Consider the following 24,200-nt stretch of genomic DNA (forward strand, 5'->3'; position numbering starts at 1 on the left):
GCCTGCAATATCAATAGATTGGGGGGACCTCTTTTGACCGCTTATTTACGCCAAGCAACTCCGCATGACTTTTCCGGTATACAAAAAATCATTGATCAGGCAAAACAATTGCTTAAAGCAGACGGCATTGATCAATGGCAGGACGGCTATCCGGACGACACTGTCCTGCATCATGACCTTGAACAGAAAAGGGGCTTTGTCCTGATCACCGATGATCAAATTGCCGGTTATGGTGTTCTTTTTGAAGAACTCGAACCGGCTTATGAAGCGATCAAAGAAGGTGCTTGGGTACAGACTGGCGTTCCGTATGTGTCGATACACCGCATCGCACTTTCCTCCGATTTTCGTGGCCGTCACCTTTCTTCAGTGCTGATGGATCACCTGATTAGCGCTGCAGCACTTAAAGGCTATACTGATCTGCGCATCGATACTCATCCGGAAAACCCGCGCATGCAGCACGTGATCAAGCAAGCCGGTTTTGAGTATCGCGGGGTCGTTTACCTCGATATGCCGAACGGCAAACGGCTGGCCTACCAGCGGATGCTCACAAGAAGATAAAAACTGCATGCGCATGTTATCCACAGTGCACATTCACCATTCAGAAAGTTATCCACAGGTTAATAACTTTCTGTTAAGTGAGTGCCGCATAAATTTCTAATGAAAAAAGGAAAGCCGACGGTGCTTTCCCTTTTTTTACTTTATGTTCAGAGAAAAGTCGTATCAAACGTTCATCAAATCGTAGAAATGCAGCCATGGTTGTATCGAACTTTGCAAAAAGCGTGGCGAGCCTCAATAACCCTTATAACTGGCTGCGTTCAAAAAAGTTGCGCCAAATTGAAGGGCTTTCGGCATCCTTTCGCTAATTATAATCTATGAGAACGCTAAGTGATCTGAATGAAAAGTAGGTGAGATGCTTGAATAAAAGTTTCCATGCGCTTGTGGTTAACAAAATCGAGCAAAGTTTTTCACGCAGGATTGAATCCTTAACATTAAACGATCTGCCTGAAGCAGGCGTGCTCATACGCGTTTGCTACTCAGGGATCAATTATAAGGACAGTCTTGCAGCCATTCCTAACGGACATATTTTGAAAAACTATCCCTTTGTGCCCGGTATTGACCTCTCAGGAATTGTCGTATCCTCAGAAGACCCGCGTTTCAAAAAAGACGACCCGGTCATTGTAACCGGTTACGGCCTTGGTGTTTCCCATTTTGGCGGATTTAGTGAATACGCACGGATCCCCGCTGATTGGATCGTTCCGCTGCCTTCAGGGCTGACACTCAAGGAAGCTATGAGGATTGGAACCGCCGGCTTCACTGCAGCACTGTCTGTTTTTCGCCTGGAACAGGCAGGGATTGCGCCGGACAAAGGAGAGGTAATCGTCACTGGTGCGTCGGGCGGCGTCGGCAGCCATGCCGTTGCACTACTTTCCGATCTCGGTTATTCGGTTGTCGCAAGTTCCGGAAAAAGCGCCGAGGCATCAAGCTATTTGAAAATGCTAGGCGCGCAGAGCGTTATCGCACGTGAAGCTGTATTTGACGGAACGGTAAAGCCGTTGCAAAAACAGCAGTGGACGTCGGCAGTTGATTCGGTCGGGGGAAAGCCGCTTGCCGGATTACTCGGCAGGATGCGCTATGGCGGCTATGTTGCCGCCTGCGGACTCGCAGCAGGGTCTGAGCTCCCGGCAACCGTCTTTCCATTTATTTTACGCGGCGTCAATTTGCTCGGGATCGACTCTGTTTCTTGCCCGATGGAGCTCCGCCAGGTCATTTGGCAGCGGCTCGCCGAATTGCATAAGCCGGAAAAGCTGGCAGCAATCGCTCAAAAAGAAATTCCCTTGAGCCAGCTTCCAAACGCCTTGCCCGCCCTGCTCAGCGGCAAAAAGATTGGTCGCACCATCGTAATATTAAACCCGGAGGTCACTGATGAGTAAAAGAGCCGTGCGAGAAAATTCGCTCTGCTCTTTTATTTAACCCTGCTTAGCGGTTAAACATGCGTTTCACCAAGACGAAAATACCAACAATCAGCAAAAGAATTAAAAACCACTTGAACAAAAAACCAAAGAAGATGATGAAAATAATTGCTAGGACGACTAGCACAATCCATACTGCCGATGTAATCAGCACACCGCCGATTACAATGAAGATAATAAAGAGAATCAACGCTGCAATCAATCCGAAAATAAGTCCCATAATGTTCGTTCCTTTCATGACCCGTTCGACTAAGATGCATGTGGCCGTTCATCCCTTGCCCGGCCGCATCTCTATAATCCTACTATAGTACACCAAGCCGTCCAGGGTAATGCGCTCAAGTCCGGATTCCGCTACGCCTTAAGACTTATTTTTTGCCAATGGCAGGAAACGGACCCTTTGAGTTAGGCACCCATCCGCCACAAAATCATACAGTAAAACCATAGGTGACTTCATCAAGAAGAACAGGTGAGGGGTGACGCGTATGGAGTGGCGATCGTTTCAAGGCATTGTTACGGCGATTGACGATTATATCACCAGCCCGAGCGGTGAAAATTCAGGCTGCTGGAAGCTGATGACGCTGGAGAATAACGATCAGGTTGTTCGTTTTGTGGTGTCGCCAATAACTTACGTTGTCGACCAAGCCAAGATTCGAATTGGCGATCGGGTCAGCGGATATTATGACGGAAACGCGCCGGTTATTCTCATCTATCCACCGCAATACCGAGCGCTCATTCTTGTAAAGGAACGCTCCGATCAGAATGTAAAGGTCGGTTTTTTCAACGAACAGCTCTTGAGCCGCGATGGTCAACTACAATTAAACTTGGGACCGTTTACACAGGTTATGCTGGCAAACGGCCAAGACTTCAATCCTAATCCGGCAAATCGTGATTTGATTGTGATTTACGGCGCAGCAACAAAAAGTATCCCCGCCCAAACCGTGCCGTACAAAATCATCGTTTGGTGTCCGATGCCGTGAAGACGATACGGGCAGCCGCAATCAGGCTGTCCTTTTTGTTGCAGCTGGACAAGCTGGCTTGCGGTTCTCTTTGCGTGCGCTTAATGAGAAAGACAGCTATCATTAAAGAGATCATGTGATTGTCCGCTGAAGGCATTCCGCAAAAAACGTATTTTGAGGAGGTTTCTGATGAAGTATCGCCATCTCGGCAGTACCGGCGTCAAAGTCAGCACCGTCAGTCTGGGCAGCTGGCTGACTTACGGCGGTTATGTCGCACAAGAAAACGCAATAAGTACCATTCATAAAGCTTATGATCTGGGCATCAACTTTTTTGATACTGCCAATGTATACATGCGCGGTGAAGCGGAAAAAGTCGTCGGAAAAGCGATTAAAGCCTTCCCACGTGAAGCGATCGTGCTCTCGACAAAAGTATTCTTTCCGATGGGTGATGGACCAAATGACCATGGCCTTTCCCGAAAACATATTATGGAACAGGCGAATGCCAGCCTAAAACGATTGAACACCGATTATATCGATCTGTATTACTGCCATCGCTTTGATCCGGAAACACCGATTGAGGAGACGCTGCGTGCGTTTGACGATTTGATTCATCAAGGCAAAATAAACTACATCGGTGTCAGCCAATGGACGGCGGCTCAAATCACCGAAGCAGCACATATTGCCGATCAGAAACTGCTTAATCATTTCGTGGCAAATCAGTCTAAATACAATATGTTGTCCCGCGAAATCGAAGCCGAAGTGATTCCGTCAAGTGCGGCGCATGGTGTCAGTCAGGTCTGCTGGTCGCCGCTCGCACAAGGTGTGCTGACCGGAAAATACAGTTCCGTCAGTGAATTTCCGGCCGGTAGCCGTGCCGCCGAGAATAAAGGCGGGATCCGCACGTATCTGACCGAACTCAATTTGAGTAAAGTGAACAAACTTAAGAAAATCGCTGCTGAATTAGGCGTCAGCATGGCACAATTGGCCCTTGCCTGGGTGCTTCGTCAGGAGCAGGTTGCCAGTGTCGTCGTAGGTGCCAGCAAAACGGAACAAATCGTGGACAATGCCAAAGCCGCTGATCTGATCTTAGATTCAGAGACCGAAAGACGGATCGAGGAGATCCTGAGCGCTGAATGATTCAGGTATCGAATTTGAATTAAACGCTAAAAACCCCTCGCGTGAACTGCCACGTGAGGGGTTCCTTTTTACACTGGTAAGAAAGTATATAAAAAAATTCAAGGAAACGAGTGTCAGTACAACTAAGACTTTGCCCTCGCCAGAGGTTTGGCAAAGCCAAGTTTTCTAATACGATTAAGCTTTTTCCAACACAAGCTTTGCCTTCGATTGCTTCTTTTCTTTCTTAAATTCTGCCATTTCGGTACTGTAGTCTTCTGAACCATAGAGATGGAGCACGCTGCGGCAGAGCCATTCGAAGAAGAAGCCGCCGGCAAAGGGTGCGGCGATGTAAACCAAACCGATAATCAGCAGATTCGCCGCTGTTGCGCCGCCGGGCATAAAATGCAGCGCATTGATCGGTCCTACCATTCCAGAGAAGCCGAATCCGGCACTGATCGGCGTTCCTTTAATTTGGAACAAGGCACCGATGACGCCAAGGAAGGTTGCGTTAAGCACAATTGGAATACAAATTTTCGGCTGACGGACCATTGCCGCAATCATGATCTTCGGTGTCCCCAGCAAGATGGAGAGAGAAAGGCCGATTTTATTGACGCGCAGTCCACCGACAAACATACCAACGGCCGCCGCCACGCAGCCCAAATTGCCTGCTCCGGATGCGATACCGCTCATACCAATCGCCGATGCAATGGCTACGGTTGAAATCGGCGAGATCATGACGACCGAAAAAACGGCTGCGATCAAAACGCTCATCGGGATCGGTTGAAGCATGGAGAAGCTATTGATCACTTGTCCAAGCCCAACCGTTACATTGTGGACGAACGGATAGAGAACAACACCTAATCCGCCTCCGACGATACAGATGACCGGTGGCAATACAAGTGGTTCGAACGATTTCAAACGATGGCCGATCAGAAGCACCAAGGCGCAAGTGACACTGATCGTCACCAAGGTATTCACCAGATCGCCCATTCCGGTAACGACGATGCCATTGGCTGTAAATTTCAATGCACCCGATCCAGCCCATGAGGCAGCTGCCACGCAAGCCATCGGAATCGGCTTCATTTTGAACTGGTAGGCGACAGCCGCCCCAATTAGTAGAGGAACGGCCAGCATGAAGATTGTGACCAATTGATAGATCGTACCGAAAACCGGCACCCGTCCCATCAACGCTTTACTCAATTCACCGAGCAATGCCGACGGTACCAACGCTGCCACAATTCCAACCGCATGACCGACAAGCACGTGATTTACAAACGTTTTCACCGTCATCTTTTCTCTTCCCACCTGCAACACCCTCTCCTGTTTTCTTTCTCTAGTTCTTCTTCATCAATGGTGAGTGTTGCTATTCTAACACATCGCATTTCGCAATGCAACGCGTTTATTCACTAAAGTATTTTTCCCATGATTTCCCGCTCGTTTAGCGATGAGCGCACGAATCCGGGCATCCAAGGTTGGAAAAATTTTTTATCGTTGCCGCCAAAAGCACAGTTAACATCTGTGTTTTATTTGTTTAATGAGCCGAGCCTTGCTAATATAAACAGATAGAAAGAAGCTACAAACCCAAAAAAGAGGAGCAAAACAGATGAAGCATCACGTCAAGCCAGTGTTTATCGGATTAATTCTTATACTAATTTTTGCTCTGTCCGCATGCGGATCCAGCACATCCGGCTCACTCAGCACGAAAGAACTTACCATCGGGGTGACCGGCGGACCACACGAACAGATTATGGAGCAGGTTGCGAAACTTGCCAAAAAAGATGGGCTCACCATTCATTTAAAAGTCTTTAACGACTATAACCAGCCGAATACCGCATTGGATGGCGGCGATTTGGATGCAAGTAGCTATGAAACCCTGCCGTTTCTAAAAGCACAAATCAAGGACCGAGGCTATAAAATAACGGATGTTTTCAAGACGGTCGCCTTGCCAATGGGGATCTACTCCAATAAAATCAAGCATCTCAAGGATCTAAAAAAAGGAGACAAGATCGCCATCCCAAACGATCCATCCAGCCAACCGCGCAGCCTGACCCTTCTTGAAAAAGCAGGCGTCATCAAAATGAAACCGGGAACGCAAACAACCGGATCTACCCGTGACGTTGCCAGCAACCCCAAAAAAATTCAGTTCGTTGCCATGGATCCCGCGCAAATTACCTCCCATTTGGACGAAGTCACTGCAGCAGCGATCAATTCCAATTTCGCAATGGGTGCCGGACTGACGATTTTGGACGATTCGATTGATCATGAATCGCTCACGCATAACCGCTATCCGAATTATTTTGTTGTCCGCAACGAAAATAAGAACGATGAAGTGGTCAAGCAAATCAAAAAATACTACCATTCTGATGAAATCAAAGCCTATATCAAAAAAACATTTAAAGGCTCGGTCGTACCCTCCTGGTAAACTTAAATACGAAAAGCCCTCGCACAGCCGATTTTGCCTCAGCGCTGCGGGGCTTTTTGCATACGTGTTTAAGATTTATTTCCTGCGGGTTGCTTGCTGCTGGTCCGGTTCAGCATAATATCAATAATCTGACGATCCGTTTGCCGCATGCCATCTTTGGCCAAAACTCCAACGTTACGAATGGTGGCGTCCACACCTTTTGTCACAATACCATCGCCGCCAAAAAATTGCTGCTTATTCTGGTACATGTGATAACCAAGAATGCCGGCATCAACCGCCGAGGAGATTTTGGCCGCACAAGAAGGCTTTGCGCCGTCGCAAACAATCCCCGATGTGATCGCCAGTGCATTGACAATCGTATGCGCAATCTCCTCATAACCGCCGCCATGTAGATAAGCTATACCGGCACCCGCGCCGCATCCGGCACTCACCGCACCACAGTATGCGGAAAGGCGTCCGATGCCCGCTTTTTGGTAAATGGTCGTCAGATTCGACAAGACCAGGGCGCGATAAAGCTTTTCACGTGAAACATGTAATGCTTTTGCATACTCAATCACCGGAAGCGATGCGGTCATTCCTTGGTTGCCGCTGCCTGAGACAATCACGACCGGCTTTTCGCAGCCGCTCATCCGTGCATCGGATCCGGCCGCTGCGGCAGCGCGAGCGCGCGTTCTAATATCATTGCCATATGCTTTCAGCAGCACTTTCCCTATATTAGCGCCCCAATCGTGCTTTAATCCTTCTTCCGATACAGCACAGTTATACGTGACTTGCCTTTCAATGATTTCCGCTATATCTTCAAGACGCACGCTGTCTGCAAAGTCTAATATATCTTTGACATTTAGACTGTTCCGATCCGTCAAGCCGCCGCCCTCAGCAGGGCCGTCCCCTTTTTCGAACTGAGTTTCCCCATTTCGCACGATCCGAACGATGTTGGTATGCTTGTCTTCAATCACAACCGTTGCTTCGTCATTGCCCTTTTTCACCGTTGCCGCAATAAAAAAAACAATGTCGTTGTGCGCTGGAAGTACCGTCACGGTATGCGCTTTAAGATATTCCTTGATCTGAGACTTCGCCGCCTCTTCGATCGCGCCCAGCACTTCCAATTTCTTTGAGGCATCTCCGGCGACAATGCCTGCCACAGCGGCTGCCGCAATTCCTTTTAGTCCCCCCGTATTCGGAACGACGACACTTTTAACATTTTTGATGATGTTTCCGCTTGCCTCAATCGTGCATGTGTCGGGCAGCACGCCCAGTACTTCTCTTGCCATTGCCGCCGCATAAGCAACGGAAATCGGTTCCGTGCAGCCTGTCGCAGGAATAAGCTCCTCTTTTAAAAGATTCAAATAAATTTGGTAACTACAGTCGTCCGGTTTCATAACCTTTCCTCCCCAAGAAAGTCAAATGAAACGCCGCACGGAACGCGATTAAAACTCGGTTCACACGCAGCGGCCTTTTCTATATGCTTTCGCACGATCGTTCACGCTGTCCTCATGCATCATCATTAAAATTCATTTTCACTTCATTATAAAAGAAATTCAAGAGGAAATAATGTCAATAGACGGACAAATTCCGCAATTCGTCCTTTCATATAAATAAATCTGATTGCTTCTGCTACGTTTGACTATATTCTGCGTGCCTTTCTATGATGTTCATGAACCATCCTAAAGGTTAAGGAGATCCTTTTCTATGAACCCACTATCGATTCTAAATGATCCTTTTCGAAACAAAGGAACCGCGTTTACAGAAGAAGAACGGCGAAACTATGGATTGGCCGGGCTGCTCCCGCCTCGCGTACAAACCTTGGCGGAGCAGACGGAACAAACCTATGCCCAATTCAAATCAAAGTCATCCAACTTAGAAAAACGGCTTTTTTTAATGCAAATTTTTAACGAAAACCGTGTCTTGTTCTTTAAGTTATTCAGTCAGCATGTTGTTGAATTTATGCCGATTGTCTATGATCCGACGGTTGCCGACACCATCGAAAACTACAGCAATCTGTTCGTAGAGCCGCAGAATGCCGCTTTCTTGTCGATCAACGATCCGGATGCAATGGAAGATGCTTTAAAAAATGCCGCTGGCGGTCGTGACATCCGTCTGATCGTTGTCACCGATGCTGAAGGCATTCTCGGTATCGGCGACTGGGGCGTGCAAGGCGTCGATATATCGGTTGGCAAGCTGATGGTCTATACCGTTGCTGCCGGTATTGATCCGAGTCAGGTGATGCCCGTTGTACTGGATGTAGGCACAAACAATAAAAAGCTGCTGGACAACCCCATGTATCTCGGCAATCGCCATGAACGCATCAAAGGTGATCGCTACACCCAATTCGTTGACCAATTCGTTGAAACTGCGGAGCAGCTGTTTCCAAACCTGTACCTGCACTTTGAAGACTTTGGCCGTGATCATGCCGCCAGCATTTTAAACAAGTACAAGGACAAAATCACAACCTTCAATGACGATATTCAGGGAACCGGAATCATTGTTTTAGCCGCTATTCTCGGTGCGCTTAATATCTCTAAACAGAAAATGACCGAACAAATCTATATGTGCTTTGGCGCAGGAACCGCAGGGGCAGGCATCACCAAGCGTATTTATGATGAATTCCTGCAACAGGGCTTGTCTGAAAAAGAGGCCAAACAACACTTTTATATGGTGGATAAGCAGGGCTTGCTGTTTGATGACGATCCAACGCTGACCCCGGAACAAAAGCCATTTGCTCGCAACCGTTCGGAATTTGAAAACCCGGAACAATTCACGGACTTGCGGGCTGCTGTTGCCGCTATTCATCCAACCATTCTCGTCGGCACCTCGACGCAACCGGGGACGTTTACCGAAGAAATCGTGAAAGAAATGGCCGCTCATACCGAACGCCCGATCATCTTCCCGCTTTCCAACCCAACGAAACTCGCTGAAGCCAAAGCGGAAGAGCTTATTCAGTGGACGGACGGCCGTGCACTCGTTGCGACAGGCATTCCTGCTCCGGACGTCCGCTACAACGGCATCAGCTACCACATCGGCCAAGCGAACAACGCCCTCGTTTATCCTGGACTCGGCCTTGGCGTGATCGCTTCAACGGCACGATTATTAACAGATGAAATGATTTCAGCTGCCGCCCACTCGCTCGGCGGTATTGTTGATCCGGATCAACCGGGTGCGGCTGTTCTCCCGCCGGTTTCCAAGTTGGATGCCTTCTCGCAAACGGTTGCTCTGGCTGTGGCCAAATGCGCGGTTGCGCAGAATCTGAACCGGGAACCAATGACTCATGTTGCCGCGGCAATTGAAAAAGAAAAATGGCTCCCTGAATACAAAGATCTAGGCGATCAACGATGACATTAGAGAAAATCAGCTACAAGAAATTTCTGATTCCTGTATTGGTTGGCGTCATTTTATGGCTGCTGACGCCAATTAAACCGGCAGCGGTTTCCCCCGCCGCTTGGCATATGTTTGCCATTTTTGTCGCCACCATTATCGGCTGCATCACCCAGCCGCTGCCGATTGGCGCCGTGGCCGTGATCGGCTTTACATTAAGCGTTTTGACCGGAGAAGTACCGCTGGAGACTGCTATTGCCGGATTTGGCAACAACAGCATTTGGTTGATTGCGATGGCGTTCTTTATTTCTCGCGGGTTTATCAAGACCGGACTCGGCACAAGGATTGCCCTAAACTTTGTCAAACGATTCGGCAAAAAAACACTGGGCCTCGCCTATTCACTGATTGGTGTCGATCTGGTTCTGTCTCCAGCAACGCCAAGCAACACCGCTCGCGCCGGTGGCATTATGTTCCCAATCATCAATTCACTGTCGCGCTCTTTTGATTCCAGTCCGGAACGTCATACGCAGCGCAAAATGGGATCTTTTTTGATTTTTTCAGCGTTCCACGGAAACATCATTACCTCGGCCATGTTTCTTACAGCCATGGCCGGAAACCCATTAGCGCAGTCGCTCGCCAGATCGGTGCATGTTTCCATCACTTGGATGAATTGGTTCACTGCTGCTTTAATTCCAGGGTTGATTTCATTAATTGTGGTTCCTTTTTTAATCTATAAATGGTTTCCCCCGGAAATCAAGGAAACACCGAACGCCAAGGAGTGGGCGGAAAGTCAACTGCAAGAATTTGGCAAAATGTCGCGTCCGGAAAAATTTATGAGTGGTATCTTCCTTATCTCTTTGGTTTTATGGGTGCTTGGCGGCACAGTGCACATTGATGCAACACTAACCGCATTTATCGCGTTAACGCTGCTGCTGCTTAGCGGGGTTCTCTCCTGGAATGATATTCTTGGTGAAAAAGGCGCATGGAATACACTGGTCTGGTTCTCCATTCTGGTAATGATGGCCGGTCAGCTCAACACACTCGGCTTTATTCCATGGCTCAGCCGTTTTATTTCAGGTGGCCTCCACGGAATGAACTGGATGATCGTGCTTGTCGTGCTCATCCTCGCCTATTTTTACAGTCACTATCTGTTCGCCAGCGCGACGGCCCATATCAGTGCCATGTACAGTGCGCTGCTCGGTGTCGCCCTGGCAGCGGGGGTTCCGGCATTGCTTGCTGCACTAATGCTCGGCTTCTTTGGCAACCTTTTTGCTTCAACAACGCATTACAGCAATGGACCGGCACCGATTTTGTTCTCATCAGGTTACGTCACGCAACAAACCTGGTGGAAATTAAACGCGATGCTCGCCATCGTCTATTTCATCATCTGGCTCGGGCTCGGTTCACTGTGGATGAAATTAATTGGACTTCTCTAAGTACGCGCTTCTTAACCGTTCAAGCGGTCTACAGGTCTCGAACTGACCCTATATAAAAACCGCCGATCCTTTTATCAGAACGTCCTCAATCCTCATACTTAGTATCATGGAATCCAAAACCGCTCCATTGGGCGGTTTTTTCATGCGTACGGTACATGATAGAATAATGGATAAGACGATTTAATGAGAGAGGATTCCGAATGAACATACGTGATCTGCACTATTATAACCGGCTGTGTCAGGATAAAAATTTCACAAAAGTTGCTCGTTTTTTTAAGGTCAGTCAGCCGACGATCACGGCAGCAATTCAGCGGTTGGAAAAAGAGCTCGACGCACAGCTGATCATTCGCGACCAATCGCACAACGCGCTCACCTTCACGGATTGCGGCAGACAGTTTGCGCAGCATGCCACGCAAATGCTGCAGGAATTAAAGACAGCACAGTTAGAAATTTCAGCGATCAAACACGAACGCGTCCGGCTAGGCCTGCCGCCAATTATCGGCAGCGCGCTGTTCCCGGCCCTTTCAGCAAGACTTTCCCAGAAAAATCTGCTTGGCCATCTGGACACGCATGAAGACGGCTCCAAGTCGCTCCTGAATCAGTTAAAAAACGGACAGCTCGATCTCGCCTTACTTGGCTCTACCACGCCTATTCAAGATGACCAGCTGTCCGTAAGTTTGCTTACACGAAAGCCGTTTAAAGTGATTACAAGCCCAGCACACCCTTTAGCCAAAAACGGTTCAATCCGATTTTACGATCTTGCGCAAGAGTCCTTCATTCAGTTAAATGAGCGTTTTGTGCATTCCATCGCCTTCAATCAACTCAGCCGACAGGCACAGATTAAACCGAAACTCATCTACCAAACCAATGATGTGCAGATTATCAAAGGCATGGTTGCAAAGGGTGTCGGCATCAGCCTGCTCAGCGCGGCCGCCCTGCTGCCGCAGGATCCGGTCGCCGTATTGACGCTCCGCGATCAGCCGCAGCCGGAATTCTTAATCCAGCTCGTCTATCGATCAAATCATCTTCTGACCAATCTGCAACAAGAAATGATTCAGCTGTTTATGCAAGAAAATTTTTAAATGACCACATTCCCGCTCTTCAAAAAAACTTGAACCCGCCAAAGCATGAGAAAAAAATTCGTTAAATGACTCGCCAAAAATTTTGATGATTGACGAAATTGTCGCATTTTGGTAACATTTTAATGAAATTGATAATCATTTTCATTAAAAGGAGCCAACTTCATGCATTTTTTTTCATATAATCGAAAAGTACTTGTACGAATCGCCGTCTTGATCTTGACGTTAACTTTGCTGTCGGCCTGCACCGGACAACAAGGTGACCAAAATACGGATCATACATCGACCAAGCAAAGAACAATTACCGATGCAACAGGCAAAAAAACCATTCCTGCACAGCCGAAAAAGGTCGCGGCCACAAGCCAGCAGCTCATGGAATACCTGATCCCACTCGGTATTCCCGTCAAAATTGCACCTAAAGCTACCATCAGCGATAACTTTTACAGCTACTTCCCGAAAGACAAACAAAAGGGCTTTCATCTTGTCGGCGAATCTTCCCCACTTAACTTTGAAGGCTTTCTGGCTCAAAAACCGGACCTCATTTTCGTCAGAGAAAACACACAATCTTACGATAAGATGGCTCAAATCGCCCCGTCTATTATGATTAAGGAAACAGAGAATTGGCGTACTGACTTCAAGGCCTATGCACAGCTCATGGGAAAACAGAAAGAGGCAAAAACTTATTTAGCCAACTATCAAAAGCAGGTTGATGCTTATAAAGCCAAACTGAAAAAAACGGTTGGAAATAAAAAAGTAGTGTTCATCAGACTGCTGGACAAGCAGGTACGTATCTATAATCATTTACCGTCAAGTGTCGGCGGTGTGCTCTATCACGATCTTGGACTGACACCGGTTGCCGGCATTGAATCAAAGGACCTTTTTTCTGCGATCTCACTAGAGAAGTTGCTTGAAATGAATCCTGACTACATCTTCGTACAAACCGGCAAGCAGGATGAGAAACCGGAAGTATCGAAGAAACGTCTGAAACAAATCACCAGCGGAGACATTTGGAAATCGCTTAATGCGTTTAAAAATCATCATGTTTACGTGGTCGATTCCAGCTTTTTTAACAATACGCCGATGTCACAGCTGAATACAGCAAAAATTATCACGGAAAAATTAAGCAAATAAGCCAAAGAGACATAGAAAAGTAACTGAGAGAAAGAACGGTGGCAAAACTGGCAGCGCTAAAAGCCAAACACATCAATCAATCGATCAAGAATAGCCGAATGAAAAAGTGGTCCTTTCCGATCCTATTAATCGTCGGACCGTTTTTGCTGGTGTTTGCGATCGGAGTCTCCATCTCCTATGGTGCGGCAAACATCGACTTGAAAACCGTCTGGGATGCGGTCTTCCACTATAATGCTCAACTTGTGCCGCATAAAATCATTTGGGAACTGCGCATGCCGCGTGTACTTGGCAGTGTCATTATCGGTGCCTGTTTTTCCGTTTCCGGAGCATTGATGCAAGGCGTCACCCGAAATCCACTCGCCGATTCAGGAATCCTTGGCATTAACGCAGGGGCGGCTTTTGTACTTGCGCTTTGCTATGCTTTCTTTCCGGCGCTTCCCTTCTTCTATTTGATGATCTGCTCCTTTATCGGTGCAGGCGTGGGTGCCGGCATCGTCTATGGAATGAGTTCGCTGTCGCCGAATGGCATGTCACCGGTCCGCCTTGTTCTGGCAGGTGCCGCAGTCAGCGCCTTGCTCACTGCACTGAGTCAAGGCTTAGCGATTTATTTTCAGATCGGGCAAGATCTTGCCTTTTGGTATGCAGGGGGAACGACCGGCATTCACTGGTTTGAGCTTATGATGATCCTTCCTTGGGTGATTGGCGCGTTTCTCGCTGCTCTTTTTCTGTCACCATCCATCACCATTCTCAGCCTCGGTGACAACATAGCGTCCGGGCTTGGCATGCATACGGGCATCATTAAAACGGCAAGTATCGTCATGGTGCTTATTCTTGCCGGTGCCGCAGTGTCGGTCGTCGGTGCGATCGGGTTTGTTGGGTTAATTGTCCCGCATCTGACCCGCTATCTTGTCGGTACGGATTACCGAAAAATCATTCCCAGCACAGCCATTCTTGGCAGCCTGCTGCTGGTTTTGGCCGATCTTGGCGCCCGCAGTATCAATCCGCCTTATGAGACGCCCGTCGGCGTATTAATCGCATTGATCGGCATTCCGTTCTTTCTCTATTTGGCCGGATCGGAAAGGAGCGACCATTAAATGAGCAGCCTCACTGCCGCGGAACGACACAAAAGGAATCGAAGCATTCAAATAATGGTTTTGCTGACCACACTTATTGTCGTCCTCTTTGTCATCAGTATGAATACCGGATTTACAAGACTGGCTCCTCTTGAAGTGATTCAGACCCTGTTCGGCGGCGGCACAAACGCTCAGTCGCTTATTCTTTTTGAATTCCGGATGCCGCGCATCATCATTTCGGTACTGGCCGGCGCGGGACTCGCCGTATCCGGATGCATCATTCAAAGTGTCACGCGCAGCGCACTCGCCGATCCGGGCATTCTAGGCATTAATGCCGGTGCAGGGCTGGCGATCGTACTGTTTATCTCTTTTTTCCAAAGTCGGCAAGCAGTACCGGTTTATATGCTCCCAATGGCTGCGCTTATCGGCGCAGCCGCTGCAGCGATACTCATCTATGCGCTTGCACTCCGGCAGCACCAAGGCTTTTCTTCCACCCGGCTCTTATTAACAGGTATCGCCGTCGCATCAGGCATCAGCGCGCTCATGGTTATCCTGACGCTTAAATTCGATCCGAATCAATATCAATTTGTGTCTACATGGCTTGCGGGAACGATCTGGGGCTCGAATTGGCACTTTGTCCTTGCACTTTTACCTTGGGTTCTCGTGCTCTTTTCTTATGTCCTGTATCATGCACGGACGCTGGACCTTTTGCAACTTGATGAGCCAACCGTGATCGGTCTCGGCGTTGCGATCGAAAAAAACAGACGGATGCTGCTTCTTGCCGCAGTCGCACTTGCCGCCGCCTGCGTTGCAGTCAGCGGTGGGATCGGTTTTATCGGACTGATTGCTCCCCATCTGGCCCGCCGCCTTGTGGGGGCGCAGCATCTGCGCCTGCTCCCCGTCTCCGCGCTTTCCGGCGCACTTCTGCTTCTGGCCGCCGATACCCTCGGCCGCTGGATGCTTCAGCCGGCGGAACTTCCAGCCGGGATCATTGTGTCCGTACTCGGTGCACCTTATTTTCTTTATTTACTGTCACAGGCTAAGTGAACAAAAAGTCTCAGCTTATCAATAAAAAAACGCTTTCTGTCCACTACGTTTTGGGCGGCGTGACTTTCAACGGTTAATCTTCTTTGTATTTTTCTTTAACCCCATCGGAGCCAATCGCTCCGCCAATCATAAACAAGACGGATCCCAAGTTCCAAATCAACTTGCCGCCAATCAGAGGCAGATCCAATGCCGTTAGGTTATTGATCAGCAGCACTGCTAACTTAATCAGCATGAGTACTCCCCCGAATAAAAAGAGCACTTCAAACCAGAATTTAAGTCTCGGATGCGCCAGTTGCTTGCTGTCCTGAATCACCTTCTCAGTCAATGCAACATCACTCCTTAATAAGTCATCGATCGTCATATCAAACAGATCACTTAGTCTAATAATGCTTTCAATACTCGGATAATTTTGACCAATTTCCCATTTAGAAACAGACTGCCGGCTAACAAACAGCTTTTCTGCCAAGTCATCTTGTGACCAGCCTTTCTCCTTGCGTAATTTTTTCAATTTATCTGCAAAATCCATCTCAGCGATCACCCTTTATCACGTGATACCTTATTCTCGCCTGTTCTGCCTCAAAAAGTAAAGCGAGCCTTGGTTGCGCGCTGCCCGCACCCTAAGGTTGCAGGGAAAAAGCTCGCTTTTTTCGATCTTTTAAGATTGGAACACATGTGGTTTGCATCTTTCACAAGCTTGTCACAAATCGTATTTCCCCTTCCACAATACCATATCTAGTACTTTTCACAATATTTCCCGCGTTTTACATCCCATATATAGATTGAAACCTATGCGCCAATATCCTATGATAGTTTAGTAGTTTTTCAAGGGGGCGTTCACGATGATCGATACAAAACAACCATTTACAGTCAACACACCGGCCATCAAAGTATTAAAACGCGATGGCCGTATTATAGATTTTAATGCTGAGAAAATCACCACGGCTCTATTAAAAGCCGCAAAGCACGTTTTTGGCGATTTGGATCCAATCACGTTTCAATTAATCAATGACATTACCGATGATGTGCTCGCTGAAATCGGATCACGGTTTCATGAAGACATCAAAATTTATGAGATTCAAAATATTGTTGAGCAAACGCTTCTGACCCATCATCAGTATGATATTGCTCAAGAGTACATCAACTACCGCACCGAGCGTGATTTTGCCCGTAATAAAGCAACCGACATCAATTTCACCATTCGAAAACTCTTACATAAAGATCAATCCATCGTCAATGAAAACGCGAATAAGGACAGCCAGGTCTTTAATACACAGCGCGATCTTACTGCCGGTACGGTCGCCAAAGCGATTGGACTGAAGATGCTGCCGCCAAAGGTAGCCAATGCACAGCTTAAGGGAGAGATCCATTGGCATGACCTTGACTATCAGCCATACAGCCCAATGACCAATTGCTGCTTGATCGACTTCAACGAAATGCTCAATCATGGGTTTAAAATCGGCAATGCAGAGGTCGAACCGCCGCATTCGATTCAAACGGCAACTGCACAAATGGCTCAGATTATTGCCAATGTTGCTTCCAGTCAATATGGCGGCTGTTCCGCCGACCGTGTGGATGAACTGCTTGCTCCTTTTGCCAAAAAGAATTATGACAAGCATTTAACGGATGCGGAAGAATGGGTTGAAGGAACGGAAAAACAGCAGGCCTTCGCCCGTAAGAAAACGAGAAAAGATATTTATGACGCCATGCAGGCACTCGAATACGAAATCAATACACTCTATTCCTCTCAAGGACAAACACCTTTTACAACCTTAGGCTTTGGCCTAGGGACCAATTGGATTGAACGTGAAATTCAAAAAGCGATTCTGCGTATACGCATTACCGGGTTAGGCAAAGAACACCGCACCGCGATTTTCCCAAAGCTGGTATTCAGTCTGAAACGCGGGCTCAACCTCGATCCGGAAGATCCGAATTACGACATCAAACAGCTTGCTGTTGAATGCGCAACAAAACGGATGTACCCGGACGTGCTGATGTATGACAAACTGGTCGAACTGACCGGAAGTTTTAAAGCACCGATGGGCTGCCGCTCGTTCCTGCAAGGCTGGCATGATGAGAACGGCAAAGAGGTCAATTCCGGACGAATGAATCTCGGCGTGGTCACGGTTAATCTGCCGCGCATTGCGCTGGAATCAAAAGGGGACAAGGAAGCCTTTTGGAAGATTCTCAAGGAACGACTGCAGATCTGCAAGGAAGCACTCGTCTTTAAGGTGGAGCGCGCGAAGCAGGCAACGCCGGACAACGCGCCGATCCTTTATCAATACGGTGCTTTTGGCAAGCGACTAAAGCGTACGGACTCGGTTGATGAACTCTTCAAGAATCGCCGCGCCACCGTTTCTCTTGGCTACATCGGCCTTTATGAAGTGGGCACCGTTTTTTACGGCAGTACATGGGAAAGTAATCCGGAAGCCAAAGACTTCGCCATCAGCGTCGTGAAGAAGCTCTGGGAACACTGCCAAGATTGGGAAGAAGAATACGGCTATCATTTCAGCGTATACAGCACACCAAGTGAAAGCCTGACCGACAAATTCTGCCGCAAAGATACGGAAAAATTCGGCAAAGTGAAGGACATTACCGATAAGGAATACTACACAAACAGCTTCCACTATGATGTACGCAAAGCGCCGACGCCATTTGAAAAATTAGACTTCGAGAAGGACTTTCCGCCGTATTGCGCCGGTGGATTCATCCATTACTGCGAATATCCGAATCTGAAGCAAAATCCGAAAGCGCTGGAAGCAGTATGGGATTATGCGTACGACCGCGTCGGCTATCTGGGTACCAATACACCGATTGATCAATGCTTCAAATGCGGCTTCAAGGGCGAATTCCAACCAACCGAGCGCGGCTTTGAATGCCCGGAATGCGGCAATACCGATCCACAGTCCTGTGACGTTGTAAAAAGAACCTGCGGCTACTTGGGCAACCCGCAGCAGCGACCGATGATTCACGGGCGGCATGTGGAAATCGCATCGCGCGTCAAGCATCTAAGCCTCGGTAACGACAGCAACACGATTGCTCGGCAATAAAGGGAGGCATTCCATTGGTAAATGATGCGGCTCAGAGAAAACGTCCACGCGACCCGAACCCAAAAACATGGCTGGCCGAACGCTTGAGCCGGTGCTATATTGCCAGCTACAAACCATTCAATTTCGTAGACGGAGAAGGCGTGCGCTGCAGCCTCTATGTCAGCGGCTGTCCTTTCGACTGTCCCGGCTGCTACAATAAAGCGGCCCAGAACTTCCGTTACGGTCAACCCTATACCAAGGAGCTGGAGGATCAAATCATTGCCGACATCGGACAGTCTTATGTACAAGGCTTGACGCTGCTCGGCGGTGAACCGTTCTTAAACACCGGCGTCTGCCTTTCGCTCGTGAACCGAATCCGAAGCGAGTACGGACAAGCAAAAGATATTTGGTCATGGAGCGGCTACACGTGGGAAGAACTTCAGCACGACTCTGAGGACAAGCGCGAACTCCTGTCAAAAATTGATATTCTCGTCGACGGTCGCTTTGATCTGGCAAAGAAAGACCTGACCCTGCAATTCCGCGGCAGTTCAAATCAGCGGATTATTGATGTGCAGCCGTCCCTGAAAAGCGGCCAAGTCGTCATTTGGGATCGGCTTGTTAAATAAGATGATATAGAGAAGCGATTAACCGCGTGTCCAATAGCGACACGCGGTTTGCTCATCTATACAGTCCGGCAATGGAGCAGCCTGCCCCATTTATTCGTTTTGCGGCACATGCTTTTCAAGAAAGTGAAAGATCGTTGAAAAATACAATTCAGGATCGACAATTGACGAAGCCGCATGGGTCGCCTTTTTCACAAGCAGAAGCTCCTTCTCGCCGGCTGCCGCCTCATAGACTTTATGCACCATATGGGTTGGGACAAACGTGTCGTTATCGCCATGAATGAATAAGATCGGTACGTTTGCCTTCTTCACTTGTTCGATTGCCGAGGCTTCATAAATGCCATAGCCGGCGCGCGAACGCGTCACTCGATCCGCCAATCGCAAAATAGGAAAAGCTGGAAGCCGAAACAAATTGCGCAGTTCATAGGCAAATTCATCCGCTACGGACGTATAGCCGCAATCTTCAATCACGCAGCAAACGTTTGACGGAAGCTTCTCACCAGCGGTCATCATCGCCGTCGCGCCGCCCATGGAAACGCCGAAAACGGCAATCTTAGCCTCAGGGTCCTGTGCAACAAGTTGTTTGATCCAACCTACAACATCGAGACGGTCATTCCAGCCCATACCGATGTAGTCCCCTTCACTTCGCCCTGCTCCGCGCAAGTTGGGAACAAGCACATTATAGCCATGTTCGGCAAAAACAGAGGCATAATAAAACATGTTCGAAGCTTCATCCATATAGCCGTGCAGGAGTATAATCCAGTGATGCTTGTTCGGATGCGCTTCAAATCGAAATGCGTGCAGGTTCAACCCATCCGATGATCGCATAAACCGGTCGGTCGGCGGGCACTGCTCAAGAAACTGTTTCTTTGCTGCTTTCCGCTCATCTATACGTGTCTGTATGACCGAAGAAAGGGCAACTTTTCCGGCTTTTGGATCCAGATTCTGCCGCCGCGGTGACTTCTCCCGAGCAATGGCCAAACGGTAAAAATAATTGCCGACCATTGTACCGGCCACTCTGCATGCAGCCGCTGCTGCAGTCAGAACTGCCGCCGCCAAAAAGATCTTTGTTTTCATTGATTGAGGTTGGTTTTTGCGCCCGTTTTTTTGCAAGCGTTCCGTTTTCACCATTTGCATGCGACCCCCTAATTCTCAAGCATCTCGTCCCTAATTCGTTTAAAAGAAAAAAATCAAAGGGAAGGAAAAGAAAGCAATAAGCGCGCTCATCTTCCCTCACATTAGTTGAATAACCAGGCAAACCGAGTCCCTTAGCACCACTCTGCTAATGGCTTGGGTTCATCACCCTTACACTTGAACAACATGCCACTGCTCGCATCAACACGGCACGACCACAGGCTCTCAAGTACTTACGCATTTGATTCACAACCCTTTGCTTTACTGAAAATCAGATGCTTTCTGATCGAATAAAAAACCTCTATATCGGTGGCTAAAGGATTTTTCATCGAATTCACCCTAGATTGGCAGCAACGCCTGCAACAATCACAATAAAAAAGATAATCAGTGCATAGATCGATACGGAAATGATGCTGGTGACCAAACCGGCAATGGCCATTCCTCGGCCTTGCTGGCCATATTGAGCAATTTCATTCAGTGCTTTCTTTGAAAAAATGATGCCGAGAATACCCAAGATTAACCCCACATAAGGAATGATAATCGCGGTAATCCCTAAAACCAACGCTGCAATCGATTTGCCGTTCACTTGATTTTGCTGTGCTTCCACTAATTGTTCACCTACCTAACCCTGAAAATGACTGATATAAAAAGAATGCTCTTATTAAAAGCGAAACCTGATCCGTATCTCGAACCGATAAATCACGACTAAAGGAGAATGATGTGGTCATTACAGAGGAAACAATGACGTAGTAAAATGATTTTTCTATATCCCTATGCCAATACCTTTAATTGTATCAAAACAACTGCATATACAAGTAGATCTTTCTTTTTTTTATTTAATCTTACTCATGATACGGTGCTCATCCTCAGGATCTTCTGCGTACAACCAAATGAACTTTGTGATCTCGACCGACGCCAAAAGCCAACACGGTTAGCAAAACGGAACAGATAAGAAGAAAGATTTTAGTTGCTTCCCAGCTGCCGGAAAGGTCGTGGATATAGCCAGTGACTACCGGTGCGACTGCGGCCATCAGATAACCGACGGATTGTGCCATGCCGGAAAGCTTTATGCTTTCTTCTGCCGTATTTGTCCGCAGATTGAAAAGTGAAATGGCAAAACTGAACGAAGCGCCGCTGCCGAGCCCAATCAAGATGGACCAAAGCAGGATCCAGTGCCCGTTAAGCAAACCGGCAAAAGCGATCACATAAATGATGCCGGATGTCACGACAAGCTTTGTCTGACTCTTTGCACGACTTGCAAGGACAGGCGCCAAAAAAGAAGTCGGCAGGGAAACAATCTGAATGACCAGCAGCAATAAACCGCCCTGATTCATCGACAGCCCTTGTGCGTTCAGCATAGAGGGAAACCAAGCCAACACTGTATAAAAAAGAATGGACTGGATGCCCATATAAAGCGTAACGCACCAAGCTAACTTCGAACACCAGATTGAACCCGCTGACTCACTGTTCTCTTTTTCTGGCAAAGCGGCCTTCAATTCTCCATTGCGCTCACGCAGAAAAGGAGACAGAGCAATGAGCGCAAACAGGGACATCAGGCACCAGATGAGCAGACTGCCTTTCCAGCCAAGATGCCCGCTTACGGCAAGCGGGAGACTGAATCCAGAGCTGACACCTGCCCAAAGTGCCATGGATACTAAATAGACGCCGGTCATTAAACCGATCTGCTTCTGGAAGCGATATTGAATAAAACTCGGCAGAATAACGTTCCCGGCTGCGATGGCTACGCCCAAAATTGCTGTCCCGATGAATAAACCGAGAATACCCGGAACCAGCGAACGAACCAGAATGCCTGCCGTCAGCCCGACCATACTGGCGAACAGCATACGCACCATGCCCCATCGACGAACGAAACGCGGCGTGATCGGCGCAATAAAAGCAAAAGCGAACATGGGCAGCGAAGTCAGCAAACCGCTCAGCGTTCCGTTAAGCCCTGTATCGTTCTGAATCAGATGAATCAAGGCCCCAACAGCGGTAAAGGGCGCACGCAGGCAGGCAGAGATTAATAAAATGACAAATAGCAAGATAAGCCAGGTTCGCTGGCTTTGTTTTTTTATGCTCACGATTCCATCTCCAACACTTTGTTTATTTATGATAAAACGACATTTAGTTCTAAGGGTGCAGCAGGGATCTACGTCAATTCCCAATGTTCCAGCAGTTCTCGTTGAGTTTTTTTTCTAGACTTTGCTCCGTGCATGTTCGGACATCATTTAAGACTGTCTCTCCCATAAAAAGTGTATCGTAACAAAACGATTTTACAAGACTGTGTTTGGTAAAACCACATTTATTTATGATAACGGTTAACCGTGGCGTAGCAAAATGAGGTTCCCTTGGATTTTTGAAATATAAAAAGAACGCTAAGTCAACCTGTCTCGCAATGTTAGATAAGAAGTTTTGTCCTTAATTAAGTCACTAGCAAAAAGTTAAATAAGCGGAGATTTTTCGGTTAGATGCAGAATGGGACTCTTTTCGAGGGTATATAAGGGATGTTTTCCGACTATGCAAAGCAAAAAGCCCCATTTTCACGTTTTTCGAGTAAATAGGCGGAATCTCTCCGTCTATTGAAGCTAGTTTTTATCCTTTTTACTAATTAAGCAAATTTATTCCGTCAATTTTTCAGATCGGGGCTTAGGCTGACCATCCCATAACCAATGAGATCAGACCTCACCCGAATTCACCGGTTTCGTTTGTGCCCATATTTTTCAACATAGTCAGCATAGTATAGAACTTCAATCACCCTGGACCAATTAAGAATTGATCCTACCATATCTCTAATATCTAATCCAGGCATCTCATATGTTTTTTCATCGTTAACAGTTCCTGTGGCATCTTCAATAAATGTGACATCATATCCTTTTTCGAAAGCTCCTAGCGATGTGAACAAACAACAATATTCAGTATTAAAACCTACAACAAAAACATGATTAACATTTGATTTTTGCAAAATATTTTGTAATTCAGTATTCATAAAGCCACTTGGTGTTCTTTTTGGAACAATATAATCAGCTAACTTAATAAATTCAGGAAATATTTTGCTACCTTTTGATCCTTCTACAAGCGGACTATTAGGGAATTTATCTGCAGAGTCAATGTGTTGAAATAATACAACTAACTGATCCCTATCTTTAAAATCACTAATAACATTTCTGATTATGGTTAGTTCCTCCGAGAAATCTTTCTTTTTAAGTATACCAATTTGAGGATCTAGTACTAAAAGTGCATTCATCCACGTTACCTCCTTAATTCAGTGTTGATACCCTCACTTACTTATGATACGGTTCACCGTAGTTATTTAAGAGGCAAAATGAGCATTGGGCTATAAACCTAGTGCTTCATTTTATTTCCTCAAATTGATTTTTAGGAAAGATGTGATACATGTGAGTTGCCTTTTCTCTGAACTCTTTTGAAAAAGTTCTTCGTTCCTTTTTCATATGTCCGGCGAATAGTTGAACCAAGTGTACATGACCTTAATTTATTTGTCCTATTAAGTGTAACCTAACCAATCCCTCCTCCTATCCAAGGATGGAAATAAATTCACAGTAGCTACAACACCGTAATCCAATTTAGACAAGTTATCAATGACCTATATCGTTGTTTGGTCTTGAACCTGCACAATTTCTTCTGCCTCCCTGAGGCTGTCTTAAAAGTCTATGGAAAGCGGCAGCCGGAACGCAGTATACGTTCAACAACCTTTTGTGACATCCGCTCTTTTCCATTTGTGATCTTCACTTTTTACTGCGTTCAGATATCTCTACCCATCATCACTAAATTCCAAAGTGTCAAAAAAACAATGAATAATAAGATTCATTATGGTACACATTGTTTATGAACAAGGAAAAGGTCTTGGATTTCAGGCA

21 protein-coding genes are annotated in these 24,200 nt (G+C 47.2%); 13 read left to right on the forward strand and 8 right to left on the reverse strand.

Translation table 11 applies throughout. From position 1 onward, the window contains the following. Window positions 1-33: 33 nt before the first annotated feature. Together K7399_RS12875 and K7399_RS12880 are read left to right on the forward strand one after the other, a co-directional pair. A complete protein-coding gene (locus K7399_RS12875) occupies window positions 34-558 on the forward strand; it encodes a GNAT family N-acetyltransferase (protein ID WP_010025890.1) in 525 nt (174 codons plus the stop codon). Window positions 559-914: 356 nt separating this feature from the next. After that, window positions 915-1,931, forward strand: a complete 1,017-nt coding sequence (locus K7399_RS12880) for an oxidoreductase (RefSeq protein WP_028977153.1) — start codon at window positions 915-917, stop codon at window positions 1,929-1,931. A 46-nt stretch (window positions 1,932-1,977) separates the two neighbouring features. Here the strand turns inward: K7399_RS12880 and K7399_RS12885 are convergent, their stop codons facing one another. Further along, window positions 1,978-2,190: a hypothetical protein gene (locus K7399_RS12885; protein ID WP_128167241.1), complete on the reverse strand. Its 213-nt coding sequence runs from the start codon at window positions 2,188-2,190 to the stop codon at window positions 1,978-1,980. Window positions 2,191-2,452: 262 nt separating this feature from the next. Here K7399_RS12885 and K7399_RS12890 point away from each other — a divergent pair, with 262 nt between their 5' ends. Both K7399_RS12890 and K7399_RS12895 read left to right on the forward strand, forming a co-directional pair. After that, complete coding sequence (locus K7399_RS12890; RefSeq protein ID WP_128167243.1) at window positions 2,453-2,947, forward strand: hypothetical protein; 495 nt, start codon at window positions 2,453-2,455, stop codon at window positions 2,945-2,947. A 168-nt stretch (window positions 2,948-3,115) separates the two neighbouring features. Beyond that, a complete protein-coding gene (locus tag K7399_RS12895) occupies window positions 3,116-4,063 on the forward strand; it encodes an aldo/keto reductase family protein (protein WP_128167244.1) in 948 nt (315 codons plus the stop codon). Between the two features lie 174 nt (window positions 4,064-4,237). On the opposite strand, the gene K7399_RS12900 is transcribed toward K7399_RS12895, so the two are convergent. Then, window positions 4,238-5,332, reverse strand: a complete 1,095-nt coding sequence (locus K7399_RS12900; RefSeq protein WP_223362344.1) for a PTS sugar transporter subunit IIC — start codon at window positions 5,330-5,332, stop codon at window positions 4,238-4,240. Window positions 5,333-5,645: 313 nt separating this feature from the next. Between K7399_RS12900 and K7399_RS12905 the strand changes: the two genes are divergently transcribed. After that, the gene (locus K7399_RS12905; RefSeq protein ID WP_028977157.1) at window positions 5,646-6,464 is read left to right on the forward strand and encodes a MetQ/NlpA family ABC transporter substrate-binding protein; all 819 of its coding nucleotides are present in this window, start codon (window positions 5,646-5,648) and stop codon (window positions 6,462-6,464) included. A 68-nt stretch (window positions 6,465-6,532) separates the two neighbouring features. Here K7399_RS12905 and K7399_RS12910 read toward each other — a convergent pair whose 3' ends face one another. After that, a complete protein-coding gene (locus K7399_RS12910) occupies window positions 6,533-7,843 on the reverse strand; it encodes an L-cysteine desulfidase family protein (RefSeq protein WP_128167246.1) in 1,311 nt (436 codons plus the stop codon). Between the two features lie 310 nt (window positions 7,844-8,153). Between K7399_RS12910 and K7399_RS12915 the strand changes: the two genes are divergently transcribed. The 6 genes from K7399_RS12915 to K7399_RS12940 all read left to right on the forward strand — a co-directional run bounded on the left by K7399_RS12915 (window position 8,154) and on the right by K7399_RS12940 (window position 15,542). Further along, the gene (locus tag K7399_RS12915) at window positions 8,154-9,797 is read left to right on the forward strand and encodes a malolactic enzyme (protein ID WP_028977159.1); all 1,644 of its coding nucleotides are present in this window, start codon (window positions 8,154-8,156) and stop codon (window positions 9,795-9,797) included. Then, a complete protein-coding gene (locus tag K7399_RS12920; RefSeq protein WP_028977160.1) occupies window positions 9,794-11,212 on the forward strand; it encodes an anion permease in 1,419 nt (472 codons plus the stop codon). Before K7399_RS12915 ends, K7399_RS12920 begins: the two co-directional genes overlap by 4 nt. Before the next feature lie 200 nt (window positions 11,213-11,412). Beyond that, entirely contained in the window at window positions 11,413-12,294 is an 882-nt protein-coding gene (locus K7399_RS12925; protein ID WP_028977161.1) for a LysR substrate-binding domain-containing protein, read from the forward strand. A gap of 162 nt (window positions 12,295-12,456) precedes the next feature. Beyond that, entirely contained in the window at window positions 12,457-13,422 is a 966-nt protein-coding gene (locus tag K7399_RS12930) for an ABC transporter substrate-binding protein (protein ID WP_028977162.1), read from the forward strand. Between the two features lie 98 nt (window positions 13,423-13,520). Next, window positions 13,521-14,516 carry a FecCD family ABC transporter permease gene (locus K7399_RS12935; RefSeq protein WP_051577945.1) on the forward strand — a complete coding sequence of 332 codons (996 nt, stop codon included), beginning with the start codon at window positions 13,521-13,523 and terminating at the stop codon, window positions 14,514-14,516. Then, window positions 14,517-15,542, forward strand: coding sequence for a FecCD family ABC transporter permease (locus K7399_RS12940; RefSeq protein ID WP_028977164.1), 1,026 nt, complete (start codon window positions 14,517-14,519; stop codon window positions 15,540-15,542). It abuts the gene before it with no gap. A gap of 73 nt (window positions 15,543-15,615) precedes the next feature. On the opposite strand, the gene K7399_RS12945 is transcribed toward K7399_RS12940, so the two are convergent. Continuing rightward, complete coding sequence (locus K7399_RS12945; protein ID WP_128167247.1) at window positions 15,616-16,068, reverse strand: helix-turn-helix domain-containing protein; 453 nt, start codon at window positions 16,066-16,068, stop codon at window positions 15,616-15,618. 313 nt (window positions 16,069-16,381) lie between these two features. Here K7399_RS12945 and nrdD point away from each other — a divergent pair, with 313 nt between their 5' ends. Then, the gene (gene nrdD, locus K7399_RS12950) at window positions 16,382-18,589 is read left to right on the forward strand and encodes an anaerobic ribonucleoside-triphosphate reductase (protein WP_128167249.1); all 2,208 of its coding nucleotides are present in this window, start codon (window positions 16,382-16,384) and stop codon (window positions 18,587-18,589) included. Between the two features lie 14 nt (window positions 18,590-18,603). Next, window positions 18,604-19,194: an anaerobic ribonucleoside-triphosphate reductase activating protein gene (nrdG, locus tag K7399_RS12955; protein ID WP_028977167.1), complete on the forward strand. Its 591-nt coding sequence runs from the start codon at window positions 18,604-18,606 to the stop codon at window positions 19,192-19,194. A 90-nt stretch (window positions 19,195-19,284) separates the two neighbouring features. Here nrdG and K7399_RS12960 read toward each other — a convergent pair whose 3' ends face one another. From K7399_RS12960 to K7399_RS12975, 4 genes are all read right to left on the reverse strand, one after another. Further along, entirely contained in the window at window positions 19,285-20,322 is a 1,038-nt protein-coding gene (locus K7399_RS12960) for an alpha/beta hydrolase (protein WP_223362345.1), read from the reverse strand. A gap of 337 nt (window positions 20,323-20,659) precedes the next feature. Continuing rightward, window positions 20,660-20,932 (reverse strand): DUF4190 domain-containing protein, encoded by a 273-nt coding sequence (locus tag K7399_RS12965; RefSeq protein WP_028977169.1) that lies wholly within the window; start codon window positions 20,930-20,932, stop codon window positions 20,660-20,662. 259 nt (window positions 20,933-21,191) lie between these two features. Then, the gene (locus tag K7399_RS12970; protein ID WP_051577937.1) at window positions 21,192-22,406 is read right to left on the reverse strand and encodes a CynX/NimT family MFS transporter; all 1,215 of its coding nucleotides are present in this window, start codon (window positions 22,404-22,406) and stop codon (window positions 21,192-21,194) included. 611 nt (window positions 22,407-23,017) lie between these two features. Further along, window positions 23,018-23,569, reverse strand: coding sequence for a cysteine hydrolase family protein (locus tag K7399_RS12975; protein WP_028977171.1), 552 nt, complete (start codon window positions 23,567-23,569; stop codon window positions 23,018-23,020). Between the last annotated feature and the right edge of the window lie 631 nt (window positions 23,570-24,200).

This window comes from Sporolactobacillus terrae, from assembly GCF_019930545.1.
Lineage (GTDB): Bacteria > Bacillota > Bacilli > Bacillales > Sporolactobacillaceae > Sporolactobacillus > Sporolactobacillus terrae.

Bases quoted from the DNA above. Each gene is read 5' to 3' on its own strand.
- K7399_RS12885 (WP_128167241.1), bottom strand. From the start codon at position 2,190: ATGGGACTTATTTTCGGATTGATTGCAGCGTTGATTCTCTTTATTATC.
- K7399_RS12890 (WP_128167243.1), top strand. From the start codon at position 2,453: ATGGAGTGGCGATCGTTTCAAGGCATTGTTACGGCGATTGACGATTAT.
- K7399_RS12895 (WP_128167244.1), top strand. From the start codon at position 3,116: ATGAAGTATCGCCATCTCGGCAGTACCGGCGTCAAAGTCAGCACCGTC.
- K7399_RS12900 (WP_223362344.1), bottom strand. From the start codon at position 5,332: ATGACGGTGAAAACGTTTGTAAATCACGTGCTTGTCGGTCATGCGGTT.
- K7399_RS12905 (WP_028977157.1), top strand. From the start codon at position 5,646: ATGAAGCATCACGTCAAGCCAGTGTTTATCGGATTAATTCTTATACTA.
- K7399_RS12910 (WP_128167246.1), bottom strand. From the start codon at position 7,843: ATGAAACCGGACGACTGTAGTTACCAAATTTATTTGAATCTTTTAAAA.
- K7399_RS12915 (WP_028977159.1), top strand. From the start codon at position 8,154: ATGAACCCACTATCGATTCTAAATGATCCTTTTCGAAACAAAGGAACC.
- K7399_RS12920 (WP_028977160.1), top strand. From the start codon at position 9,794: ATGACATTAGAGAAAATCAGCTACAAGAAATTTCTGATTCCTGTATTG.
- K7399_RS12925 (WP_028977161.1), top strand. From the start codon at position 11,413: ATGAACATACGTGATCTGCACTATTATAACCGGCTGTGTCAGGATAAA.
- K7399_RS12930 (WP_028977162.1), top strand. From the start codon at position 12,457: ATGCATTTTTTTTCATATAATCGAAAAGTACTTGTACGAATCGCCGTC.
- K7399_RS12935 (WP_051577945.1), top strand. From the start codon at position 13,521: ATGAAAAAGTGGTCCTTTCCGATCCTATTAATCGTCGGACCGTTTTTG.
- K7399_RS12940 (WP_028977164.1), top strand. From the start codon at position 14,517: ATGAGCAGCCTCACTGCCGCGGAACGACACAAAAGGAATCGAAGCATT.
- K7399_RS12945 (WP_128167247.1), bottom strand. From the start codon at position 16,068: ATGGATTTTGCAGATAAATTGAAAAAATTACGCAAGGAGAAAGGCTGG.
- nrdD (WP_128167249.1), top strand. From the start codon at position 16,382: ATGATCGATACAAAACAACCATTTACAGTCAACACACCGGCCATCAAA.
- K7399_RS12960 (WP_223362345.1), bottom strand. From the start codon at position 20,322: ATGGTGAAAACGGAACGCTTGCAAAAAAACGGGCGCAAAAACCAACCT.
- K7399_RS12975 (WP_028977171.1), bottom strand. From the start codon at position 23,569: ATGAATGCACTTTTAGTACTAGATCCTCAAATTGGTATACTTAAAAAG.